At 73.2% G+C, this 17,462-nt stretch carries 14 protein-coding genes and 1 pseudogene; 8 read left to right on the top strand and 7 right to left on the bottom strand.

Translation table 11 applies throughout. The features are described from left to right. Positions 1-16: 16 nt before the first annotated feature. A complete protein-coding gene (locus ACWC24_RS33995; RefSeq protein ID WP_450666760.1) occupies positions 17-1,348 on the bottom strand; it encodes an MFS transporter in 1,332 nt (443 codons plus the stop codon). Between the two features lie 85 nt (positions 1,349-1,433). Between ACWC24_RS33995 and ACWC24_RS33990 the strand changes: the two genes are divergently transcribed. The 3 genes from ACWC24_RS33990 to ACWC24_RS33980 all read left to right on the top strand — a co-directional run bounded on the left by ACWC24_RS33990 (position 1,434) and on the right by ACWC24_RS33980 (position 4,105). After that, complete coding sequence (locus ACWC24_RS33990) at positions 1,434-1,910, top strand: hypothetical protein (RefSeq protein WP_450666759.1); 477 nt, start codon at positions 1,434-1,436, stop codon at positions 1,908-1,910. Positions 1,911-2,095: 185 nt separating this feature from the next. Beyond that, positions 2,096-3,427, top strand: coding sequence for a jacalin-like lectin (locus tag ACWC24_RS33985; protein ID WP_450666758.1), 1,332 nt, complete (start codon positions 2,096-2,098; stop codon positions 3,425-3,427). An 84-nt stretch (positions 3,428-3,511) separates the two neighbouring features. Then, a complete protein-coding gene (locus ACWC24_RS33980) occupies positions 3,512-4,105 on the top strand; it encodes a TetR/AcrR family transcriptional regulator (protein WP_450666757.1) in 594 nt (197 codons plus the stop codon). Here ACWC24_RS33980 and ACWC24_RS33975 read toward each other — a convergent pair. The 4 genes and pseudogenes from ACWC24_RS33975 to ACWC24_RS33960 form a co-directional block, all read right to left on the bottom strand. Further along, positions 4,102-4,290 (bottom strand): annotated as a pseudogene (locus tag ACWC24_RS33975) (isocitrate lyase/phosphoenolpyruvate mutase family protein); the annotation flags it as partial. The gene ACWC24_RS33980 and the pseudogene ACWC24_RS33975 overlap by 4 nt on opposite strands. Positions 4,291-4,431: 141 nt before the next feature. Then, complete coding sequence (locus tag ACWC24_RS33970) at positions 4,432-4,800, bottom strand: VOC family protein (RefSeq protein ID WP_450666756.1); 369 nt, start codon at positions 4,798-4,800, stop codon at positions 4,432-4,434. 57 nt (positions 4,801-4,857) lie between these two features. Beyond that, positions 4,858-6,636 carry a DUF2264 domain-containing protein gene (locus tag ACWC24_RS33965; protein ID WP_450666755.1) on the bottom strand — a complete coding sequence of 593 codons (1,779 nt, stop codon included), beginning with the start codon at positions 6,634-6,636 and terminating at the stop codon, positions 4,858-4,860. A gap of 92 nt (positions 6,637-6,728) precedes the next feature. Next, complete coding sequence (locus ACWC24_RS33960) at positions 6,729-7,772, bottom strand: rhamnogalacturonan acetylesterase (protein ID WP_450666754.1); 1,044 nt, start codon at positions 7,770-7,772, stop codon at positions 6,729-6,731. 192 nt (positions 7,773-7,964) lie between these two features. Between ACWC24_RS33960 and ACWC24_RS33955 the strand changes: the two genes are divergently transcribed. Next, the gene (locus ACWC24_RS33955; protein WP_450666753.1) at positions 7,965-9,644 is read left to right on the top strand and encodes a rhamnogalacturonan lyase B N-terminal domain-containing protein; all 1,680 of its coding nucleotides are present in this window, start codon (positions 7,965-7,967) and stop codon (positions 9,642-9,644) included. 7 nt (positions 9,645-9,651) lie between these two features. Here the strand turns inward: ACWC24_RS33955 and ACWC24_RS33950 are convergent, their stop codons facing one another. After that, positions 9,652-11,061 (bottom strand): RICIN domain-containing protein, encoded by a 1,410-nt coding sequence (locus tag ACWC24_RS33950; RefSeq protein ID WP_450666752.1) that lies wholly within the window; start codon positions 11,059-11,061, stop codon positions 9,652-9,654. A gap of 195 nt (positions 11,062-11,256) precedes the next feature. Here ACWC24_RS33950 and mmuM point away from each other — a divergent pair, with 195 nt between their 5' ends. Beyond that, positions 11,257-12,189, top strand: coding sequence for a homocysteine S-methyltransferase (gene mmuM / locus ACWC24_RS33945; protein ID WP_450666751.1), 933 nt, complete (start codon positions 11,257-11,259; stop codon positions 12,187-12,189). Positions 12,190-12,317: 128 nt separating this feature from the next. On the opposite strand, the gene ACWC24_RS33940 is transcribed toward mmuM, so the two are convergent. After that, positions 12,318-13,898: a carboxylesterase/lipase family protein gene (locus tag ACWC24_RS33940; protein ID WP_450666750.1), complete on the bottom strand. Its 1,581-nt coding sequence runs from the start codon at positions 13,896-13,898 to the stop codon at positions 12,318-12,320. Between the two features lie 338 nt (positions 13,899-14,236). Here ACWC24_RS33940 and ACWC24_RS33935 point away from each other — a divergent pair, with 338 nt between their 5' ends. From ACWC24_RS33935 to ACWC24_RS33925, 3 genes are all read left to right on the top strand, one after another. After that, positions 14,237-15,250: a hydroxyacid dehydrogenase gene (locus ACWC24_RS33935; protein ID WP_450666749.1), complete on the top strand. Its 1,014-nt coding sequence runs from the start codon at positions 14,237-14,239 to the stop codon at positions 15,248-15,250. A 169-nt stretch (positions 15,251-15,419) separates the two neighbouring features. After that, on the top strand, positions 15,420-16,463 hold the full coding sequence (locus ACWC24_RS33930) for a LacI family DNA-binding transcriptional regulator (RefSeq protein WP_450666748.1): 1,044 nt from the start codon (positions 15,420-15,422) through the stop codon (positions 16,461-16,463). A gap of 406 nt (positions 16,464-16,869) precedes the next feature. Then, entirely contained in the window at positions 16,870-17,364 is a 495-nt protein-coding gene (locus ACWC24_RS33925; protein WP_450666747.1) for a CAP domain-containing protein, read from the top strand. The last annotated feature ends 98 nt before the right edge of the window (positions 17,365-17,462 follow it).

Here is a 17,462-nt window from a genome sequence, read left to right as displayed (position 1 = left end):
TCGCCGCGCGGGCCGGTCAGCCGTGAGCCGGTCCGCGCAGCGGTGTGAACAGCGCGGCGACCGCGACCAGGACACAGGCCAGGCCGGCCACCAACCCCACGGGCGCCGTCCCCCACCGCTCCGCCGCCCCGGTCAGGACGACCGCGCCGACCGGGGCGGCCGCGTACTGGAGGGTCCAGAAGGCGGAGGTGACCCGGCCCAGCAGATGTTCCGGGGTGACCTCCTGGCGCAGGGACAGCGAGCAGGTGCCCGCCACGGCCACGCAGGCCAGGAAGGCCGCGCTCAGGGCCGCGACGACGGGTACCTCGCCCGCCCGGCCCAGCCAGGCGAACGCGAGCCCGCACACCGCCACCGAACCGGTCCAGGTGGGGCCGAAGCCGAACCGGCCGCGGACCCGGGCGACCAGCAGGGAACCGGTGATCGTGCCGATCGCGCCGACGGCCATGACCGTGCCGACCGTTCCGTCGTCGTGCCCCAGGTCGTGCTTCACGTGGTAGATGACCAGGTCGTTCAGGCCCAGGGTGAGGAAGCTGAAGACGAACAGGAGGGCGGTGAGCGCGCGCAGCACGGGGTGGCCGTACAGGAAGGAGACCCCGGTCCGCAGGTCGCGCCACAGCCCGGCCCGCTCGTCCGGCCGGTCCGCGCCGCCCCCGGCCCGCTCCCGGAACCGTACGAGGACCATGCAGGCGGCCGACACCCCGAAGCTGGCCGCGTCCACGCCGACGGCCGCCGCCGGACCCGTCCAGGCGGCCACCAGCCCGGCGCCCAGCGGGCCGAGCACACCGGCCGCGGCGGCGGTCGCGTTGAGCCGTCCGTTGGCCTCGGTCAGCCGGACGCCGCGCACCAGACTGCGCACGACGGTGACATAGCCGACGGCGAACAGCATGCCGACGGCCTCGCACAGCGGCAGGATCGTGTAGAGCAGCCACACCTGCGGCCCGAACAGCCACACCAGCGGGATCACCCCGTACAGCACCATCCGTACGAGGTCGCAGCCGATCAGCAGCCGGCGTCGGTCGACCCGGTCCACCACCGCCCCCGCGAACAGCGCCGCCAGCACCGAGGCCGCGCCGCCCACCGCCGTCAGCAGCCCCATCCGGGCGAGGGAACCGGTGGCCTGGAGCACCAGCAGGGGCAGGGCGATCAGCGCGAAGGAGTCACCGAGGACGGAGAGGGTCTGCGCTGCCCAGAAGATCCCGAAGTCCCGCTGCCGCCACAGCGGGACTTCGGCGGCGGTCGGCGGATCGTGCGGTCGGCCGTGCGCGGGCTCGGGCGGTCTCTCGTGCGCCCGCCCGTGCGGTGCGCCGCCGTCGTGCTCCCCGCCGTCGCGGCGCCCCTCGTGTGTCATCCTGCCCCCTGGGCCTCGAAGTCGTCGACCACCGTACGTCCGCCGGCGATCGGGTCCGCGGTCGCGCCTGCGGCACGATGAGACCATGCACTCGATTCCGCCACGCCGCCGTCCCCTCCCCGACTTCGACCCGCGCCCCGTGCCGCCCGGCACGTACCCGCTGTGGGAGGAGGCGCTGGCCGTGGTCAACCGGGACCTGGCCGTGACCCTGCCGGGGCAGGGGGAACTGCGGCTGATGGCGCTGCCCCGTCCGGAGGAGGACGAACCGGATCAGGTGTACGTGGCGGTGGCCGACGGCACCTGGCACGGCAATCCGCTGAACCACGACCTCGACCACGACTTCGACCGGGACGACCCGGTCGACGCGCTCGCGGCCGTCGTCGACGCGGCGCAGGAGTCGGTCGTCGAACGCCTGTGGCAGGCCTGGCCGGTGTGCGACGAGCACGACCTCGGCATGCACCCGCAGTACGTGGACGACCGGATGGTGTGGTGGTGTTCGGGCGGCCGGCCGGAGGGCCGGGCGCACCCGCGCGGGGCGGTGGGGGAACTGGGAGGGGCCTGACGTCCGTCCCGGAGGAACGACCGGCGGTGCCCGGCACGACGTTCACAGTTTCCCCAACTACCCTTGTTCGTCACACTGGTTGACCGCACGCTGAGAACCGTCGATCCACGCACCGCTCTCCCCCGGGTGCGTCCCCCCTCTTTCCGGGTGCACCCTCCCCCTCCCCGACCGGAGACACCCCCACCATGAGACGACTCATCGGCACCCTCGCGGCCGCCGCGCTCGCCCTCACCGGCCTGGCCACCGCCGGCTCGGCGCCCGCGGCGGCGGCCGGCACCGGCACCGGCACCGGCACCTTCAACGTCCTCACCTACAACGTCGCGGGCCTGCCGGAAGGGCTGAGCTCCGGCCACCCGGCGACCGACACCCCGCTGATCTCGCCGCGGCTGGGCGCGTACGACATCGTGAACGTCCAGGAGGACTTCAACTACCACGCGGCGCTGTACGCGGGCGACGACCACGCGTACCGCACCGCGACCAGCGGCGGGGCCGGGATCGGCGACGGTCTCAACACCCTCTCGGACTACCCGTTCGAGGACTTCCAGCGGGTCGGGTGGAACGACTGCACCGGCACCGACTGCCTGACCCCGAAGGGCTTCACGCTCGCGCGGGTGCGGCTCGCCGAGGGCGTCTTCGTCGACCTCTACAACGTCCACACCAACGCGGACGACACCGACGACGCGCTGGCCGCCCGACGCGCCAACATCACCCAGCTGTCCGCCTTCGTCCAGGCGAACTCCGCGGGGAACGCGGTGATCGTGATGGGCGACACGAACACCCGGTACACCCGCAGCGGCGACAACATCCGCACGCTCGCCGACGGCAACGGCCTGACGGACGCGTGGGTGAAGCTGGTCAAGGGCGGTTCCCGGCCGACGCAGGGCGCGGACGCGCTGCTGTGCCCGACGACGGCGCCGACCGACGACTGCGAGGTGGTGGACAAGATCCTCTACCGGGGCAGCAGGCTGGTCACGCTCGACGCGACCCGCTACCACGACGAGTGGGCGAAGTTCCTCGACCCGGCGGGCGGCAACCTCTCCGACCACTTCCCGCACACGGTCGACTTCTCGTACACCCTGAACTCCGCGCTGAGGGCCAGTGACTTCTTCGGCGGCACGGGCGGCACGGCCTTCAACGACGCCGACGACCTGCCGGCCGCCCTCGCCCCGCGCACGCTGACCCTGCGCGGCGGCGCCCGGCTGGACGCGGTGTCGCTGACGCACGACGGCGGAACGGCACTGGCCCACGGAGGCACGGGCGGTACGGCGGTCTCGCTGACCCTGGCGTCCGGCGAGCACCTCACCTCGGTGACGCTGACGGAGGGTCAGAAAAGCGGCCAGACACGGATCTTCTCGGCCGCCTTCGGCACCGACAAGGGCCGCGGCCTGATCGCCGGTACCGCCACGTCCGACACGAAGACGTTCACGGCGCCGTCCGGCTGGCAGATCGTCGGCTTCACCGGCCGCTCGGGCGACGAGATCGACAAGCTGGGCGTGGTGTACGCGCCGATCGGCTGACCGGCGGCGACACGCGGACTGCCTAGACTGGGCTGCACCCTGGAGGCTCCGGGTTGCAGCCCAGTGATACGGAGGCAGTACCGCATGGCCCGTGCCGGCCTCACGACCGACCGGGTCGTCGCAGCCGCCGCCGACCTCGCCGACGAGGCCGGTTTCGAGAACGTCACCGTGTCCGCGCTGGCCCGTCACTTCGGGGTGAAGGACGCGAGTCTGTACTCGCACATCAAGAGCCTCCAGGACCTGCGGACCCGGCTCGCACTGGCCGCGGGCGGCGAGCTGATCGACCGGATCGCGGCGGCCGTCGCCGGACGCGCGGGCAAGGACGCTCTGACCGCCTTCGCGGGCGCCTACCGCGCGTACGCGCTGGCCCACCCGGGCCGGTACGCCGCCACCCAGAGCCGTGTCGACCCGTCCGTGATCGCCGGCTCCCCCGCCCTGCTGCGCACCGCCGAGATCACCTACGGCATGCTCCGCGCCTACGGCCTCGACGAGCCCGACCTCACCGACGCCGTGCGACTGCTGCGCAGCACCTTCCACGGCTACTGCGCCCTGGAGGCGGGCGGCGGCTTCGGCGCCCCTCGTGACGTGCAGAAGTCCTGGGACCGCGCCGTCGACGCCCTGCACGTGGCACTGGAACACTGGCCGCGCGAGGAAGGGACGCCACCGCCCGGGGTCTAGGCCGGGTCGCCGAGCGCCTGCACCTCGTCGTACGTCGGTACCGTGCCGCCCGGAGCGCGGCCGGCCGCGATGTCCGCCACCGCCTCCAGCGCCGCGCCCAGCGCCCGCCGGTACAGCAGCGAGCCGACGCTGATCCGGCGCACGCCGAGGTCGGCGAGCCGGCCGACGGCCGGCCCCGCGGGTTCACGGTCATACCCGCAGGCCAGGTCCGTGTCACTTCGGCGCGGACCGAAGTGTGCGGGCACGCGGGTGTGGGCACGCGGGTGTGGGCACGCGGGTGCGCGCACCCGGGCCGGGCACCCTGGGCGCGGGCCCGCACCGGTGTCTCAGGTCGCGCGCTCCGCCGCGCTGCGCTCCACGCAGAACTCGTTGCCCTCGGGGTCGGCCATCAGCGCCCATCCCGTGCCGTCCTCGTTGCGGCGGTCGTCGACCAGCCGGGCACCCAGCGCGAGCAGCCGCTCGACCTCCTCGTCACGGGTGCGGTCCTGCGGCTGGAGGTCGAAGTGGACTCGGTTCTTGACCGCCTTGGCCTCCGGCACGGTGACGAACAGCAGGCCCGCGCCCTCGATCAGCGCCTCCGGGTCGCCGGGGTGGTCGTCGTCGTGCAGGGGCTGGTCGAGAACCTTGGACCAGAAGCTGCCGACGGCGTAGGCGTCGGCGCAGTCGACGGTCACATGACGGATCACGGAAGTCATACGGGGATTCTCGTGGCCGCCCGGGACCGGGGCAACGGAGTAACGGGCCCCGGAAGTTCACTCCCGCACATGGACCTCCACCCCGTGCCCGTCGAGCCGCGCCCGCAGTCGGGGCCCCTGACCCCAGTCGACGTCCAACTCCCCTGCTGTGTCTGTCGCGTTTGCCGCGTCGACCCGTACGGACACCGTCTCCTCCAACGGTCCGGGGTCCGGCGCACCGGTCAGCCGGGCCAGCGCCACGAAGAGCGTGTCCCCGTCGCCGGTGACCCCGACGAGCCCGGCGCCGTCCGCCGGATCCTCGTGCTCCGCCGACGCCCCGACGCCCGCCCGGTCCACGGCGTGCGCCGGGTCCACGAGACCGACGGCGGGCAGCAGTTCGGCGCTGACCCCGTACGGCGCCGCCCACCCGGTCACCCGCACCGGGGTGCCGGGGGCCGCGCCCGTCACCAGATGGGCGCGCACCTCCGCGGCTCCGTGGGCGAGCACCAGGCTCGTCACCCGGGCACCGGAGGCGGTGGTGTGCCGCGAGGCTGCCCAGCCGTCGCCCACGCCCAGCGGCTCGATGCCGGTGCGGCCCGGCTCGTCGCCGACGATCACGCTGTTGTCGTACGACGTCGAGGGCGCCGTCACGGTCGAGTAGGCGAGGCGCGTGTAGTGGGGGTCGTAGCGCACGTCCTCGCTGCCGTGGTTGTGGAGGCGCACCAGACCGTCCGAACAGGTCGACTGGAGGAGCCAGTTGGGGGCCCGGATCGAGGTGAGCGCGTCGGCACGCTCCGCCGGGCCGGGCTCCTCGGGCGCCGTCCACACCGGATGGTCCGGCGGGAGGAGCAGGCCGAGGAAGCCCTTGCTCGCCCAGTACGGGGACGCCGGTCCCGAGTAGCCCTGGAGGACGGACTCGTCGGGGCCGTGCCAGCCGAGCGTGAGCAGTCCGCGTCCGTCCACCGCGCCCCGGTCGAGGAAGTACCTCAGCGCGCCCGAGGCGAGTCTGCGGGTCTCACCCGGGGCCAGCGGGGTACGCCCGGTGAGGGCGCCCAGCCACAGCGGCGCGGCCGTCGCGAAGCGGTAGGTCAGCGACCGGCCCTGGCGCAGGGGCGCGCCGTCCGCGCCGAACAGGCGGGCGTAGTCGGCGAGATGGCGTTCGAGCCGGCCGCCGTACAGGTCGAGCAGGCGGGGGTCGTCCGCCAGCCAGGCGTGCAGCACCGGGTAGAGGTGCATGGCCCAGCCGTTGTAGTAGTCGAACTTGCGCCCGTCGCCGTCGGTGTACCAGCCGCCGCCGACGTACCAGTCCTCGATGCGCGCCAGCCCGTGGTCGACCGCCTTGCGGGCGGCGTCCGGTTCGTGGCCGATCTCCTGGAGGAAGCCGCCGACTGTCACCGGGAACAACTCCCAGTTGCAGGGCCAGGGTTCGGCGGTGAGCGCGTCGGCCAGCCACTCGGCGGCCCGCCCGCGCACGGTGTCGTCGAGGCGGTCCCACAACAGGGGCCGGGTCAGTCGCAGGGCGAGCGCGATCGAGGCGGCCTCGACGAGCGGCTGACCGCGGTCCTCGATCCGGGGCCAGACCCCCGCGACCCCGGCGGCGAGGCCCTCGGCGTAGCGGCCGAGGGCGGTCTCGTCCCGGCGGAAGGCGGCCAGCAGCAGCGTACGGGCGTACCCCTCCAGGCCGTCCGAGAGGCGGCCGGACCAGCTCTGGCGGGGGCCGGGCAGATGGTAGAGGGCGCGGTTCCCGGTGGCGTACGGCTCGACGGCGGCGAGCAGGGCGTCGGCGGCCGCCTCCCAGTGGACGCGGGTGAAGCCGGTGGCGGGGCTGAGCGTGTGGTCGGGCGGGGGCAGCCGCATCCGGCGGTCTCTCCTTCCGGCGGGGCCTGGGACGCCCCGGTTCCGGTCGGGACGCCCCAGGCGTTCATCGGGGACTCAGAGCTGCGGAGCTCTCATCCCACCCGCACCCTGCCCTTTGGCACCAGATGCTGTGCGCGCAGTTCGTCGCGGACCAGGCCCGCGTACACCGTGGCGCCGTGGACGGAGGTGTGGGTGTTGTCGCGTTTCTCGTTGTAGAGGTACAGCGCCTTGGAGCCCTCGACGCCCAGGGACTCCACCAGTGCCTTCGTCCTCGCCGTGAGGTCGATCAGCGGTACGCCCTCGGCGGCGGCGACCTCGCGGATCACCGCGGGGTGGTTCACGCCGAGGCCGTTGACCAGGAGGGCGATGTCGTTGTCGAGGGTGCCGTCGGCGTTGAACCAGCGCCGGACGATCGGCGTGACGAGGACGGGCCGCCCGCCCTTCGCCCGGACGCCCGCGACCAGCGTCTCCAGGTTGGCCCGGTAGGTCGCCTCGTCGGTGGTCTTGTCGTTGTGGGCGAGCTGGACCAGGACCAGGTCGCCGGGGCGGATCAGCGGCTGGACGGTGGCCCACAGCAGCGGGTTCTCCAGGTAGGTGACCGTACTCTCCCCCGAGTCCGCGTAGTTGGCGACGGAGACGCCCGCGCGGAGGTACTGCGGGAGCTGCTGGCCCCAGCCGGTGTAGGGCTCGGCCGGCTGGTCGCAGACGGTGGAGTCGCCGACCAGGAAGATCTGGCGGGGGTGGCGGGCCGGGACGACCCGGACGCCGGCCAGCGCGGGCGCGGTGCCGCCGATCGTCAGGTCGAGCCCGGCGGTGCCGTCGGGGCCGGTCGGTTCCCCCTCGGGGGTGCGGACGTCCACCGTGAAGCCGCGGAGGGTACGGGCGCCGGGCGCCGCCGCCGTCTCCGGGAGGAGGGCGCGCCGGGTCTCGCCGCCGACGCTCGTGCTCGACGCGCCGTCACCGCCGAGCAGCACCGTCACGTCGTACGTGCCGGGCGGGACGTCGAAGTGGCAGGCGGTGGCGGTGCAGTGGTCGAGGCCGAACGGCCGTGGCCCGGCGTGCGCCTGGGCGGGTACGGCGGGCAGGGCGGCGGTCAGTGTCATCGCCGCCAGCACGGCGAGCTCGAAACGTCTCACTTGCGGCTCCTCCGTCGGGGGACAGGGCCTGGCCGCTGGACGGTACCGCCATCGGCAAGCGCTTTCTAGTCCATGGCCAGATTTTGCACGACCACCGACTCACAGACAGTGAAAGCCCTTTCGCGAAATCGATTCAACTGCCACTCTGCCAACCGCACCCGCACCCCCACACCTCCCGGAGGAGGCACCCCCATGTCCGGATCACCGAACGGATCCTTAGGACGCCGTACCTTCGTTCTCGGCACCGCGGCCGCCGCCGGCTCGGCCGCCCTCGCCGGACCGCTCGCCGGCACCGCGTCGGCCGCGAGCTTCGGCTGGAGCGACGACGGCTCCAACTACGTCGTCGACACCGGAGCCAGTCTGGTCTTCAAGGTCAGCAAGACCAACGGCGACCTGACCTCGCTGGTCTACAAGGGCACCGAGTACCAGGGCTACGGCGGCAAGAACTCGCACGTGGAGTCCGGCCTCGGCACCTCCACGGTCACCATCGCCCAGTCCGACACCACGATCCTGATCTCGGTCGCGTACGGCACGCTGAAGCACTACTACGCGGCCCGCAGCGGCGAGAACAACGTCTACCTGTGGACCAACAAGGCCGACACCTCGGTCTCCGCGACCCGCTACATCGTCCGCGTCAAGGCCGGCCTGTTCCTCAACGACGAGCCGGACTCATACACCTACGCCCCCACCGTCATCGAGTCCGCGGACGTCTTCAAGAAGTCCGACGGCCAGACCCGCGCCAAGCACTACTCGAAGCTGCGGGTGATGGACTACAACTACATCGGCTGGACCACCGGCGGCGTCGGCCTGTGGATCGTGCGCAGCAACCACGAGAAGGCCTCCGGCGGCCCCTTCTACCGCTCACTGCTGCGCCACCAGAGCACGGACGGGGGCGGCCTGTACGAGATCCTGTACTACGGCGAGAACCAGACCGAGTCGGAGCGCTTCGGCCTCCAGGGCCCGTACGTCATCGCCTTCACGGACGGCGGCGCCCCCTCCTCGTCGCTCTATCCAGGCACCCTGACCACCTCGTGGGCGGACTCGCTGGGCATCTCCGGATACGTCTCCGCGAGCGGCCGGGGCCGGGTCGCGGGCGTCGGCATCACCGGCCGGAACACCGCCTACGCGTACACCGTGGGCCTGGCCAACTCGGCCGCGCAGTACTGGGGTCCGGCACGCTCGTCGGACGGTTGGTTCTCGATCGCGGGGGTGCTGCCGGGGTCGTACACCCTGACCGTCTTCAAGGGCGAACTCGCCGTGTACACCACGTCGGTGACGGTGACGGCGGGCGGCACGACCACCCTGAACTCGATCGCGATCCCGTCCTCGAACGATCCGTCCAACGCGAGCACGATCTGGCGGATCGGCGACTGGACCGGCTCCCCGAGCGGCTTCAAGAACGCGGACCTGATGACGTACGCGCATCCGTCCGACGTCCGGGCCTCGTCCTGGACCGGGAACGTGGTGGTCGGCAGCGGCACGGAGACGTCGGCCTTCCCCTGCTACCTGTGGAAGGACGTCAACAGCGGGATCATCGTGTACTTCAAGCTGACCGCCGCCCAGGCCGCCGCCGCGCACACCCTGCGCATCGGCGTGACGACGGCCTACGCCAACGGCCGGCCGCAGGTCGTCGTCAACGACACCTGGACCTCGGCCGTTCCCTCGCCGCCCACCCAGCCGAGCACCCGTTCGCTGACCGTGGGCTCGTACCGGGGCAACAACTACACGTTCACCTACAGCGTCCCGGCGTCCGCCTGGCTGACGGACACCAGCGCCTACAACACGCTGAAGATCTACGTGGCGAGCGGCTCGGGCACGACGTCCTATCTCAGCGCGGGCACCTCGGTCGACGCGATCGACCTGCTCGCCTGAGGTGTCCTCATGTCCCGCGTGTCCACTGCTGGTTGGTCGCTCCGTTGCAGGTGTACGTGATGATCGCGGCGGAGTTGGCGGTGGACGCGCCGGACACGTCCAGGCACTCGCCGCTGGCGCGCGCCTTGACCAGGACGTAGCTGCCGGAGGCGGTCACCGACCACTGCTGGGCGGTGGCGCCAGTGCAGTTCTCCTGGGTGACAGCGGTGGCGTTCTCCGTCAGGCACAGGGAGCTGCCCCGTCCGACCAACGCGTAGTAGCCGCTGCCCAGGTCCTTGAACCACCACTTCTGGTTGGTGCCGCCGTTGCAGGTGTACTGGCTGATCGCGGCGCTCTGCCAGAGCGACTGGTTCGGCACGTCGGCGCACTTGGCGCTGTGCCTGGCGATCAGGGTGTTGTACGTGGCGCCGGTGCCGGTCACCGTCCCGGCGGCCGTGTCGACCGTCACCTCCGGGGACCAGGACAGGGACAGCGAGGTCGAGGTCGGGAAGGTCAGCGGCAGCCAGACGTAGCGGGAGTCGTTGACGGTCCCGCCGAAGGAGTCGCCCCAGCGGTCACCCATGTAGAGGTACGCGGTGCCCGAAGTCCCCTGGACGGGAAGGACGTACGCGGTCTGCGAGCCGAACGCCGTGGAGTCGCCGACGTTCGTCATGGCCGTCCAGGGGCCGGACAGGGAGGTCGCGGTGGCGTACTGCTGCTGGTTGGGGCTCCAGCCGGTCGCGCCCGAGGTCAGCATGAAGTAGACGCCGCCCCGCTTGAACAGGGCCGGGGCCTCCCGGTGGCCGCCCGCCCAGGGGTTGGCGACCAGTGCGGCGATGCCGGTGTAGTCGGCGGTCAGCCGGTAGATGTGCAGGTCGTAGTTCTCGTTGGCCGCCGAGACCATGTATCCGGTGCCGTCGGTGTCGACGAAGGCGGTGAGGTCACGGGACATGTACGAGCCGAGCGGCTGGAAGCTGCCCTGGTAGGTGTAGCCGCCGTCGACGGTGCTGGAGACGGCGACCGCGGCACGGGCCTGGCTGTAGTCGGTGCCGTTCTCCTTGTGCATCCACATCACGAACTTGCCGGTGGACGCGTTGTAGATGACCTTGGGCCGTTCGATGTAGGCGGTGGCCAGTTCGGCGGCGCTGGACTGGGTGAGGACGTGAGCGCGGAACTCCCAGTTCTTCAGGTCGGTGGAGCGGTAGGCGTCCACGTACCTGAAGGTGTTGTCGGCGTTGCGGTCCTCGCCGAACCAGTAGTAGTAGGAGCCGACCTTGATGACCCCGCCGCCGTGGGCGTGCACGGCGGCGCCCGAAGTGTCCGTGAACTGGGTGCCGTTGGCGATCGTCTGGGCCGCGGCGCGGGCGTTCGCGGCGGCCCCGAGCACACCGGCGAGGGCACAGCACAGGGCGAGCAGGACAGCGTGGACGCGTCTCATGGGGACTGCCTCTCGGTGGGGGGGAACACACGAGACCGTTCGAGATGACGAACGGTATGTGGCATGACGAACGCGGAAAAGGTAAGGGTGGGCTCCGGGGAGGTCAACGGGTCACGCGGGGCGAAAAACGTCGGAGGGAGCGGTCGGTGGCCCCGTCCTCGGTGTGTCTGCGGACCCGTCGGCTAGCGTCGCCCCATGAGCAGCCACCTTCCTGCCCCGACTCTCACCGAGGCCCTCGCCGCGGGCACGGTCGTCCTCGACGGCGGGATGTCCAACCAGCTGAGGTCCGCGGGGCACGACCTCGGCGGTGCGCTGTGGTCGGCCCGGCTGCTCGCCGAACGGCCCGAGGCGCTCACCGAGGCCCATCTCGCCTACTTCGAGGCGGGCGCCGACGTGGCGATCACGGGCAGCTACCAGGCCACCTTCGAGGGCTTCGCGCGGCACGGCATCGGCCACGAGGAGACCGTCCGGCTGCTCGCACTGAGCGTGGAACTGGCCCGCGAGGCGGCCCGGCAGGCCCGCGCCCGGGGCGTCGGGCGCCCGCTGTGGGTGGCCGCGTCCGCGGGCCCGTACGGGGCGATGCTCGCCGACGGCTCCGAGTACCGGGGCCGCTACGGCCTGGGCGTCGACGAACTGGAACGCTTCCACCGGCCCCGGCTGGAGGCGCTGGCCGCCGCCCGCCCCGACGTGCTGGCCCTGGAGACCGTCCCCGACACCGACGAGGCCGCGGCGCTGCTGCGGGCGGTGCGCGGGCTCGGGGTGCCGGCCTGGCTTTCGTACTCCGTCGCGGGCGACCGCACCCGGGCCGGGCAACCGCTCGCGGAGGCGTTCGCCCTGGCCGCGGAGGCGGACGAGATCGTCGCCGTCGGCGTGAACTGCTGCGCACCACAGGACGCGGCAGCCGCCGTCGCCACCGCGGCCCGCGTCACCGGCAAGCCGGTGGTCGTCTACCCCAACAGCGGCGAGACCTGGGACGCCGAGGCCCGCGACTGGACGGGCCGCCCCTCCTTCACCGCCGAACAGGTCCAGGGGTGGCGGGAGTCGGGCGCCCGGCTGATCGGCGGCTGCTGCCGGGTCGGCCCCGAGGAGATCGCCGCGATCTCACGGACCCTGCGTCCCGTGGCGTAGGCCCGGCCGCGAAGCCCCGGGCGGGGCACGGGACATCGGACGGGGCGCGGGACACCCACGAGGCACGGGACATCGGACCGGGCACGGGACACCCACGAGGCACGGGACATCGGACCGGGCACGGGCGGTCAGTGCCGGCGGACACCGACCGAGCGGCGCAACCTCCGTACCGCCGAACGCAGTTCGATACCGCGTGCGGAGCGGCCGGACGGCGGGTCCGACGCGGGCGTGGGTTCCGGAGCGCCGGCGTCGGCGGCCCACAGGGCCAGTTCGGCGTCCCGGGGACCGTGGACGACATACGGGTCGCCGTCGCCGAACAGCCGCACCGGGTGCGTGGCGTCCCAGGCCTGCCACCCCGGATCTCCCTCGACGGCGAACCGCACCCACGCGCGGTGCATCGCGTCGGCCAGTTCCCGCGGCGCGCCCTCGCCCGCGAGCCTGCGCGCCTCCGGGACCTCGCCGGTGTCGAACACGAAGCCGAGTTCCAGGGCGTGGCAGGCACCGAGGCCGGGCTGCCCCGACGGCCACGCGAACTCGTAGACGTACGACGATCCGGGCCGGGCGTCGGCCAGCCGGTGCAGCGGGATCCGCAGCAGGTGGTCGGTGACCAGCTGGCCGACGATCTCGGCGGTGCCCGCGTCGGGACGCAGGGCGCGGTAGCCGCGCACCACCTCGCCGCCGCAGTGGCAGCGGGCCATGGCCCCGGCCAGGGCGACCGGGCCGAGCCGGTCGACGCGCTCCAGCAGTCCGCCCGGCACCAGCCACAGCCGGTACTCGTCCCGGGTCCAGCCCAGCAGCAGGTCGGCGTCCCGGGCGACGGTGCCCTCGACCAGGGCTTCCAGCGGGTCGCGGGGCACGAGGTCGCCGTCGACGACGATGCCGAAAGCGGGTCCGCCGAGCACCGGGCTGCTGAGGCGACCGGTCTCGGCCTGGGCCCTGAGCAGCAGCGCCGGGTCGACGGCGGCGAAGGCCTCGGCGGTCGCGGGGATCTTCAGCCGGGTCGCCATCCGGCGCACCATGCGCCGCACCTTGTCCCGGTCGAGGGCCTCCGGCGGCCCGCTCTGGAGTACGGCCCGCCGGAACAGCCCCTGCGCCTGCGGGGCCGCGATCAGCGCGCCGACGCTGATCGCGCCCGCCGACTGCCCGCACAGGGTCACCCGCCCGGGGTCCCCGCCGAACGCCTCGATCGACTCGTGCACCCAGCGCAGGGCGGCCAGCTGGTCGTGCAGGCCGGGATTGGCCGGGGCGTCCGGGAACAGTCCGTAACCCTCCACACCCAGCCGGTAGTTGACCGAGACGAACACGACGCCGTCCCGGGCGAAGGGCTGCCCGTCGTACACGGGCACGGCGGAGGAACCACGGGTCAGCGCGCCGCCGTGCAGCCACACCAGGACCGGCAGCCGGGCGCCGGGGCCGGGCTCCGGTGTCCAGACGTTCAGGTTGAGCCAGCCCTCGCCCGCCACCACCGGGTCGGACAGGTACTGCGCGAAGGCCTCCGAGTACGGGGGTTTCGGCGCCGTCGGCCCGAAGGCTCCCGCGTCCCGCACACCGTCCCAGGGCTCGGGCGGTACGGGCGGCCGGAACCGGCGGGGGCCGACCGGCGGGGCCGCGTACGGTATGCCCCGGAACACCGCGGCGCCCCGCTCGTATCTGCCGCGTACCGCCCCGTACGGGGTTCTGACCACGGGGTCCGTCCGGTCTGCCGTCATCTGCCCACCAGCCCTTCGCCGCGCTCACGCACCGGTAAGCCAAGAGCACCACATCGGCGCGCGGTATTCCGCCGCTCGGGCCCGTCGCTGGGCCGTTCGGCGTACGGCCTCCCGGCCGGGCCCCGGCCGGGCCCCGCCCGGCACACCGGCCGCACGTCACCCGGCACGCCGGCCGTACGCCCGGGCCCCGAACCGGCGCGGATCCCGAGCCCCGGGAACCCGGTGTCGGCGCGGATCCCGGACTCCGGGGGCCTGTCCCGCCGATTGACCCGCCTCCCGCCTGGATCTACGTTGGAAGACGCTCGCAGAAAGCGTTTCCTACGCGCCCCAGGAGGGTCATGACCAGCGCCCAGCCGCCCCTGGCCGTGTTCGCCATGGACCCGGCGCACCTCCCGCGGCTCTTCCCGGCACCCCTGCTGGACCGGCTCCGGCGGACGGCGGTGATCGACCCCGGGCTCGTGGTGCGCGACTTCGCCGATCCCGCCGCCGCGCGGGCCCTGGCGGGAGCCGACGTCCTGATCACCGGATGGGGCTGCCCCCGACTGGACGGCGGCGCGCTGGCCGCCGCGCCCCGGCTGCGCACGGTGCTGCACTCCGCGGGCTCGGTGCGCCCGGTGGCCGGGGAGGCCGTGTGGGAACGCGGGATCGCGGTATCCAGCGCGGCCGCCGCCAACGCGCTGCCGGTCGCCGAGTACGCCCTCGCGATGATCCTGCTGGCCGGGAAGGACGCCTTCGCCCGGCGCGAGCGCTACCGCGAGACCCACGCCGAGCCGTCCCCCGCCGAGACCGCGCGCACCGGCAACCTGGGCCGCCGGGTCGGGATCGTCGGCGCCTCGCGGGTCGGCCGCCGGCTGCTGGAACTGCTGCGCCCGTTCGACTTCGAGATCCTCCTGCACGACCCGTACGTCGACCCCGCCGAAGCCCGCGCGCTGGGCGCCGAGCCGCTGGGACTGGCGGACCTGCTGCGCCGCAGCGACATCGTCAGCCTGCACGCCCCCGACCTGCCCGAGACCCGGCACCTGCTCGACCGCGAGCGGCTCGCCCTGATCCGCGACGGCGGCATGCTGATCAACACCTCCCGGGGCGCGCTGGTCGCCCCGGACGCCCTCACCGACGAGCTGGTCTCCGGCCGGCTGCACGCGGTCCTGGACGTCACCGACCCCGAGCCGCCGCCCGCCGACTCCCCGCTGTACCGGCTGCCCAACGTGTTCCTCACCCCGCACATCGCGGGCTCGCTCGGCAACGAGCTGGAGCGGCTCGGCCGGGTCGTCGTCGAGGAGCTGGAACGCCTGGCCGCGGGCCTGCCCCTGGCGCACGAAGTACGGCACGCGGACCTGGCCAGGGCCGCCTGACGGCAGCCTCCGCACGGACGCCGCACGGACGCCGTACGGGATCCGCACGGCGTCCCGGGACGTCCACGGCCGGGTCCGGCGATTTTCGGCGCAACCCTTGATCCCCGCCGAGACACACCTAGGATAGTAAGCGCTTTCTGTACGTCGGTGTCCAGAGAGGTGGTTCCCGATGGTCCGTACGGGGTCTGCGAGCGCGACGGCCGGACCGACGCTGGCGGTCGTGGCCCGCGAGGCAGGGGTGTCGGTGCCGACCGCGTCCAAGGTGGTCAACGGCCGGGACGACGTCGCCCCCGAGACGCGCCGCCGGGTCACGGAGGCGCTGGACCGGCTCGGCTACGTCCGCCGGCCGCGGTTCGACACGACCAGGACGCCCCGGCTGGTCGATCTCGTCGTGCCCGCGCTGGACGGTCCGCGGTCGGGCGCGGTGCTGCACGGGGTGGAGGAGGCGGCCCAGGACACCGGCCTGGACGTGGTCGTCTCGGCCGACGCCCCCCGGCCGGGAGCCGCGCGGGCGCAGCACGGCTGGCTGGACCGGCTCACCACGCGCGGCTCGGCCGGTGTGCTGCTCAACCTGGCCGAGCCGACGCCGTCCCAGTACGCCCGGCTCGACCAGCTCCGTATCCCGTACGTGTTGATCGACCCGGCGGTCGAGCCACCGCCCGGCGTGGTGTCGGTGGGAGCGGCGAACTGGCAGGGAGGGGTCACGGCGACCGAGCATCTGCTCGCGCTCGGGCACGAGCGGATCGCCGTGATCGCCGGTCCTCGGCACACGCTGTGCGCCGGCGCCCGGACCGCCGGCTACCGCTCGGCCCTCGCCGCCGCCGGACTGCGCCATCGGCCCGAGTACCTGCGCCACGGCCGCCCCGACGAGGCGGGCGCCCGGATCCGGATGCGGGAACTGCTGGAGCTGCCCGAGCCGCCCACGGCCGTCTTCGTCTGCTCGGACCGCATGGCGCTCGGGGTCTACCAGGCCTTGGCCGAACGGGACTTGACGGTCCCGTACGACGTCAGCGTGGTCGGTTTCGACGACCTCCCGGAGGCCCGCTGGGCCAGTCCGTCCCTGACCACGGTCCGCCAGCCGCTGGCGGAGATGGCGGCGACGGCACTGCGCCTGCTGGTACGGATGGCGGACGGTCACCGCCCGGAGGGCACCCGCACGGAGCTGTCGACGCGCCTGGTGGAGCGGTCGAGCACGGCACCACTCGGGAGTTGAGACATCTGGCGCATCGGAACGGCTCAACAGGTCCGCGTGGACGGACTCTTGAGTGAGCGGCAGCCGAACGGGAGGCGATCCGGAGGGGCGCGACGGTGACCGTCGTGCTCCGCGCCGCCCAGGGCGCGGCACCGCTCACCGGCCGCGGAGACCGGCCGGGCTCCGGCCGCGCCTCCGGTCGACTCACGAATCCCCTCGGCATACGCTGGATCTGCCGAGGGCGGCCGTGCGGGCCGCCGAACCGATCACTTTCGGTACCGACGGCCCCGGGCCGTCCCGCGTGCCGGCTCCGCGGCCGCTTCCGACGGCCGGGGTCCCGCGCCGGTCACATTCCAGCGCGCTTTCGTCGCTCAGGCCGCCCGCGTCGCTCGGGCCGCCCGGGTTGCCCTGCACTCAGGGAGTCACCATGAAGAATTCCCGTACACACCGCCGTGCCACGGCCGCCGTCGCGGCGGCGCTGATGTGCGCGGGCACGGTCCTGACCACGGGCGTCACCGCCCATGCCACGGGGCTGCCCGCCGACATCAGTGGCGGCGACCAGAACACCATCCTCTCGCAGACGAACACGGTCCGTCAGGGCGCCAACCAGGGGCCCCTGTCCTGGGACAGCGGGCTCGCCCAGGGGGCCCAGGCCTGGGCCGACAACCCGGCTTCCCATGCGGGCGGCCTGAGACACGACGACAACTTCAACAACGGCGCCGAGAACATATCGAGTTCGGGTCCGACCTCGGCCACGGGACAGTGGGCCAGCGAGAAGGCCGCCTACGACGCCACCACCGACCACGACACCAACAGTCCCGGCTACTACACCTGGGGTCACTACTACAACATGATCGTGCCGGGGTACTCGAGAGTCGGCTGCGGCGCGGCCGACGGCATCACGGTGTGCCGGTACGCCTGAGCCGCCCGGCCGGGCAGGCCGTCGGACGCCAACGGGGACGGTCGTGCCCCGCCGCAGTGCGGGGCACGGCCGCCGCCGTCGTGGGGACCCGGCAGGGA

Source organism: Streptomyces sp. NPDC001443 (genome assembly GCF_053597355.1).
This window is presented reverse-complemented; position numbering and strand designations above follow the sequence as displayed.

What these genes read in the sequence shown, in the direction of transcription:
- ACWC24_RS33970 (WP_450666756.1), bottom strand. Translation starts at nt 4,800, where the DNA reads ATGACTTCCGTGATCCGTCATGTGACCGTCGACTGCGCCGACGCCTAC.
- ACWC24_RS33940 (WP_450666750.1), bottom strand. Translation starts at nt 13,898, where the DNA reads ATGACGGCAGACCGGACGGACCCCGTGGTCAGAACCCCGTACGGGGCG.
- ACWC24_RS33950 (WP_450666752.1), bottom strand. Translation starts at nt 11,061, where the DNA reads ATGAGACGCGTCCACGCTGTCCTGCTCGCCCTGTGCTGTGCCCTCGCC.
- ACWC24_RS33965 (WP_450666755.1), bottom strand. Translation starts at nt 6,636, where the DNA reads ATGCGGCTGCCCCCGCCCGACCACACGCTCAGCCCCGCCACCGGCTTC.
- ACWC24_RS33925 (WP_450666747.1), top strand. Translation starts at nt 16,870, where the DNA reads ATGAAGAATTCCCGTACACACCGCCGTGCCACGGCCGCCGTCGCGGCG.
- mmuM (WP_450666751.1), top strand. Translation starts at nt 11,257, where the DNA reads ATGAGCAGCCACCTTCCTGCCCCGACTCTCACCGAGGCCCTCGCCGCG.
- ACWC24_RS33935 (WP_450666749.1), top strand. Translation starts at nt 14,237, where the DNA reads ATGACCAGCGCCCAGCCGCCCCTGGCCGTGTTCGCCATGGACCCGGCG.
- ACWC24_RS33955 (WP_450666753.1), top strand. Translation starts at nt 7,965, where the DNA reads ATGTCCGGATCACCGAACGGATCCTTAGGACGCCGTACCTTCGTTCTC.
- ACWC24_RS33990 (WP_450666759.1), top strand. Translation starts at nt 1,434, where the DNA reads ATGCACTCGATTCCGCCACGCCGCCGTCCCCTCCCCGACTTCGACCCG.
- ACWC24_RS33995 (WP_450666760.1), bottom strand. Translation starts at nt 1,348, where the DNA reads ATGACACACGAGGGGCGCCGCGACGGCGGGGAGCACGACGGCGGCGCA.
- ACWC24_RS33930 (WP_450666748.1), top strand. Translation starts at nt 15,420, where the DNA reads ATGGTCCGTACGGGGTCTGCGAGCGCGACGGCCGGACCGACGCTGGCG.
- ACWC24_RS33980 (WP_450666757.1), top strand. Translation starts at nt 3,512, where the DNA reads ATGGCCCGTGCCGGCCTCACGACCGACCGGGTCGTCGCAGCCGCCGCC.
- ACWC24_RS33985 (WP_450666758.1), top strand. Translation starts at nt 2,096, where the DNA reads ATGAGACGACTCATCGGCACCCTCGCGGCCGCCGCGCTCGCCCTCACC.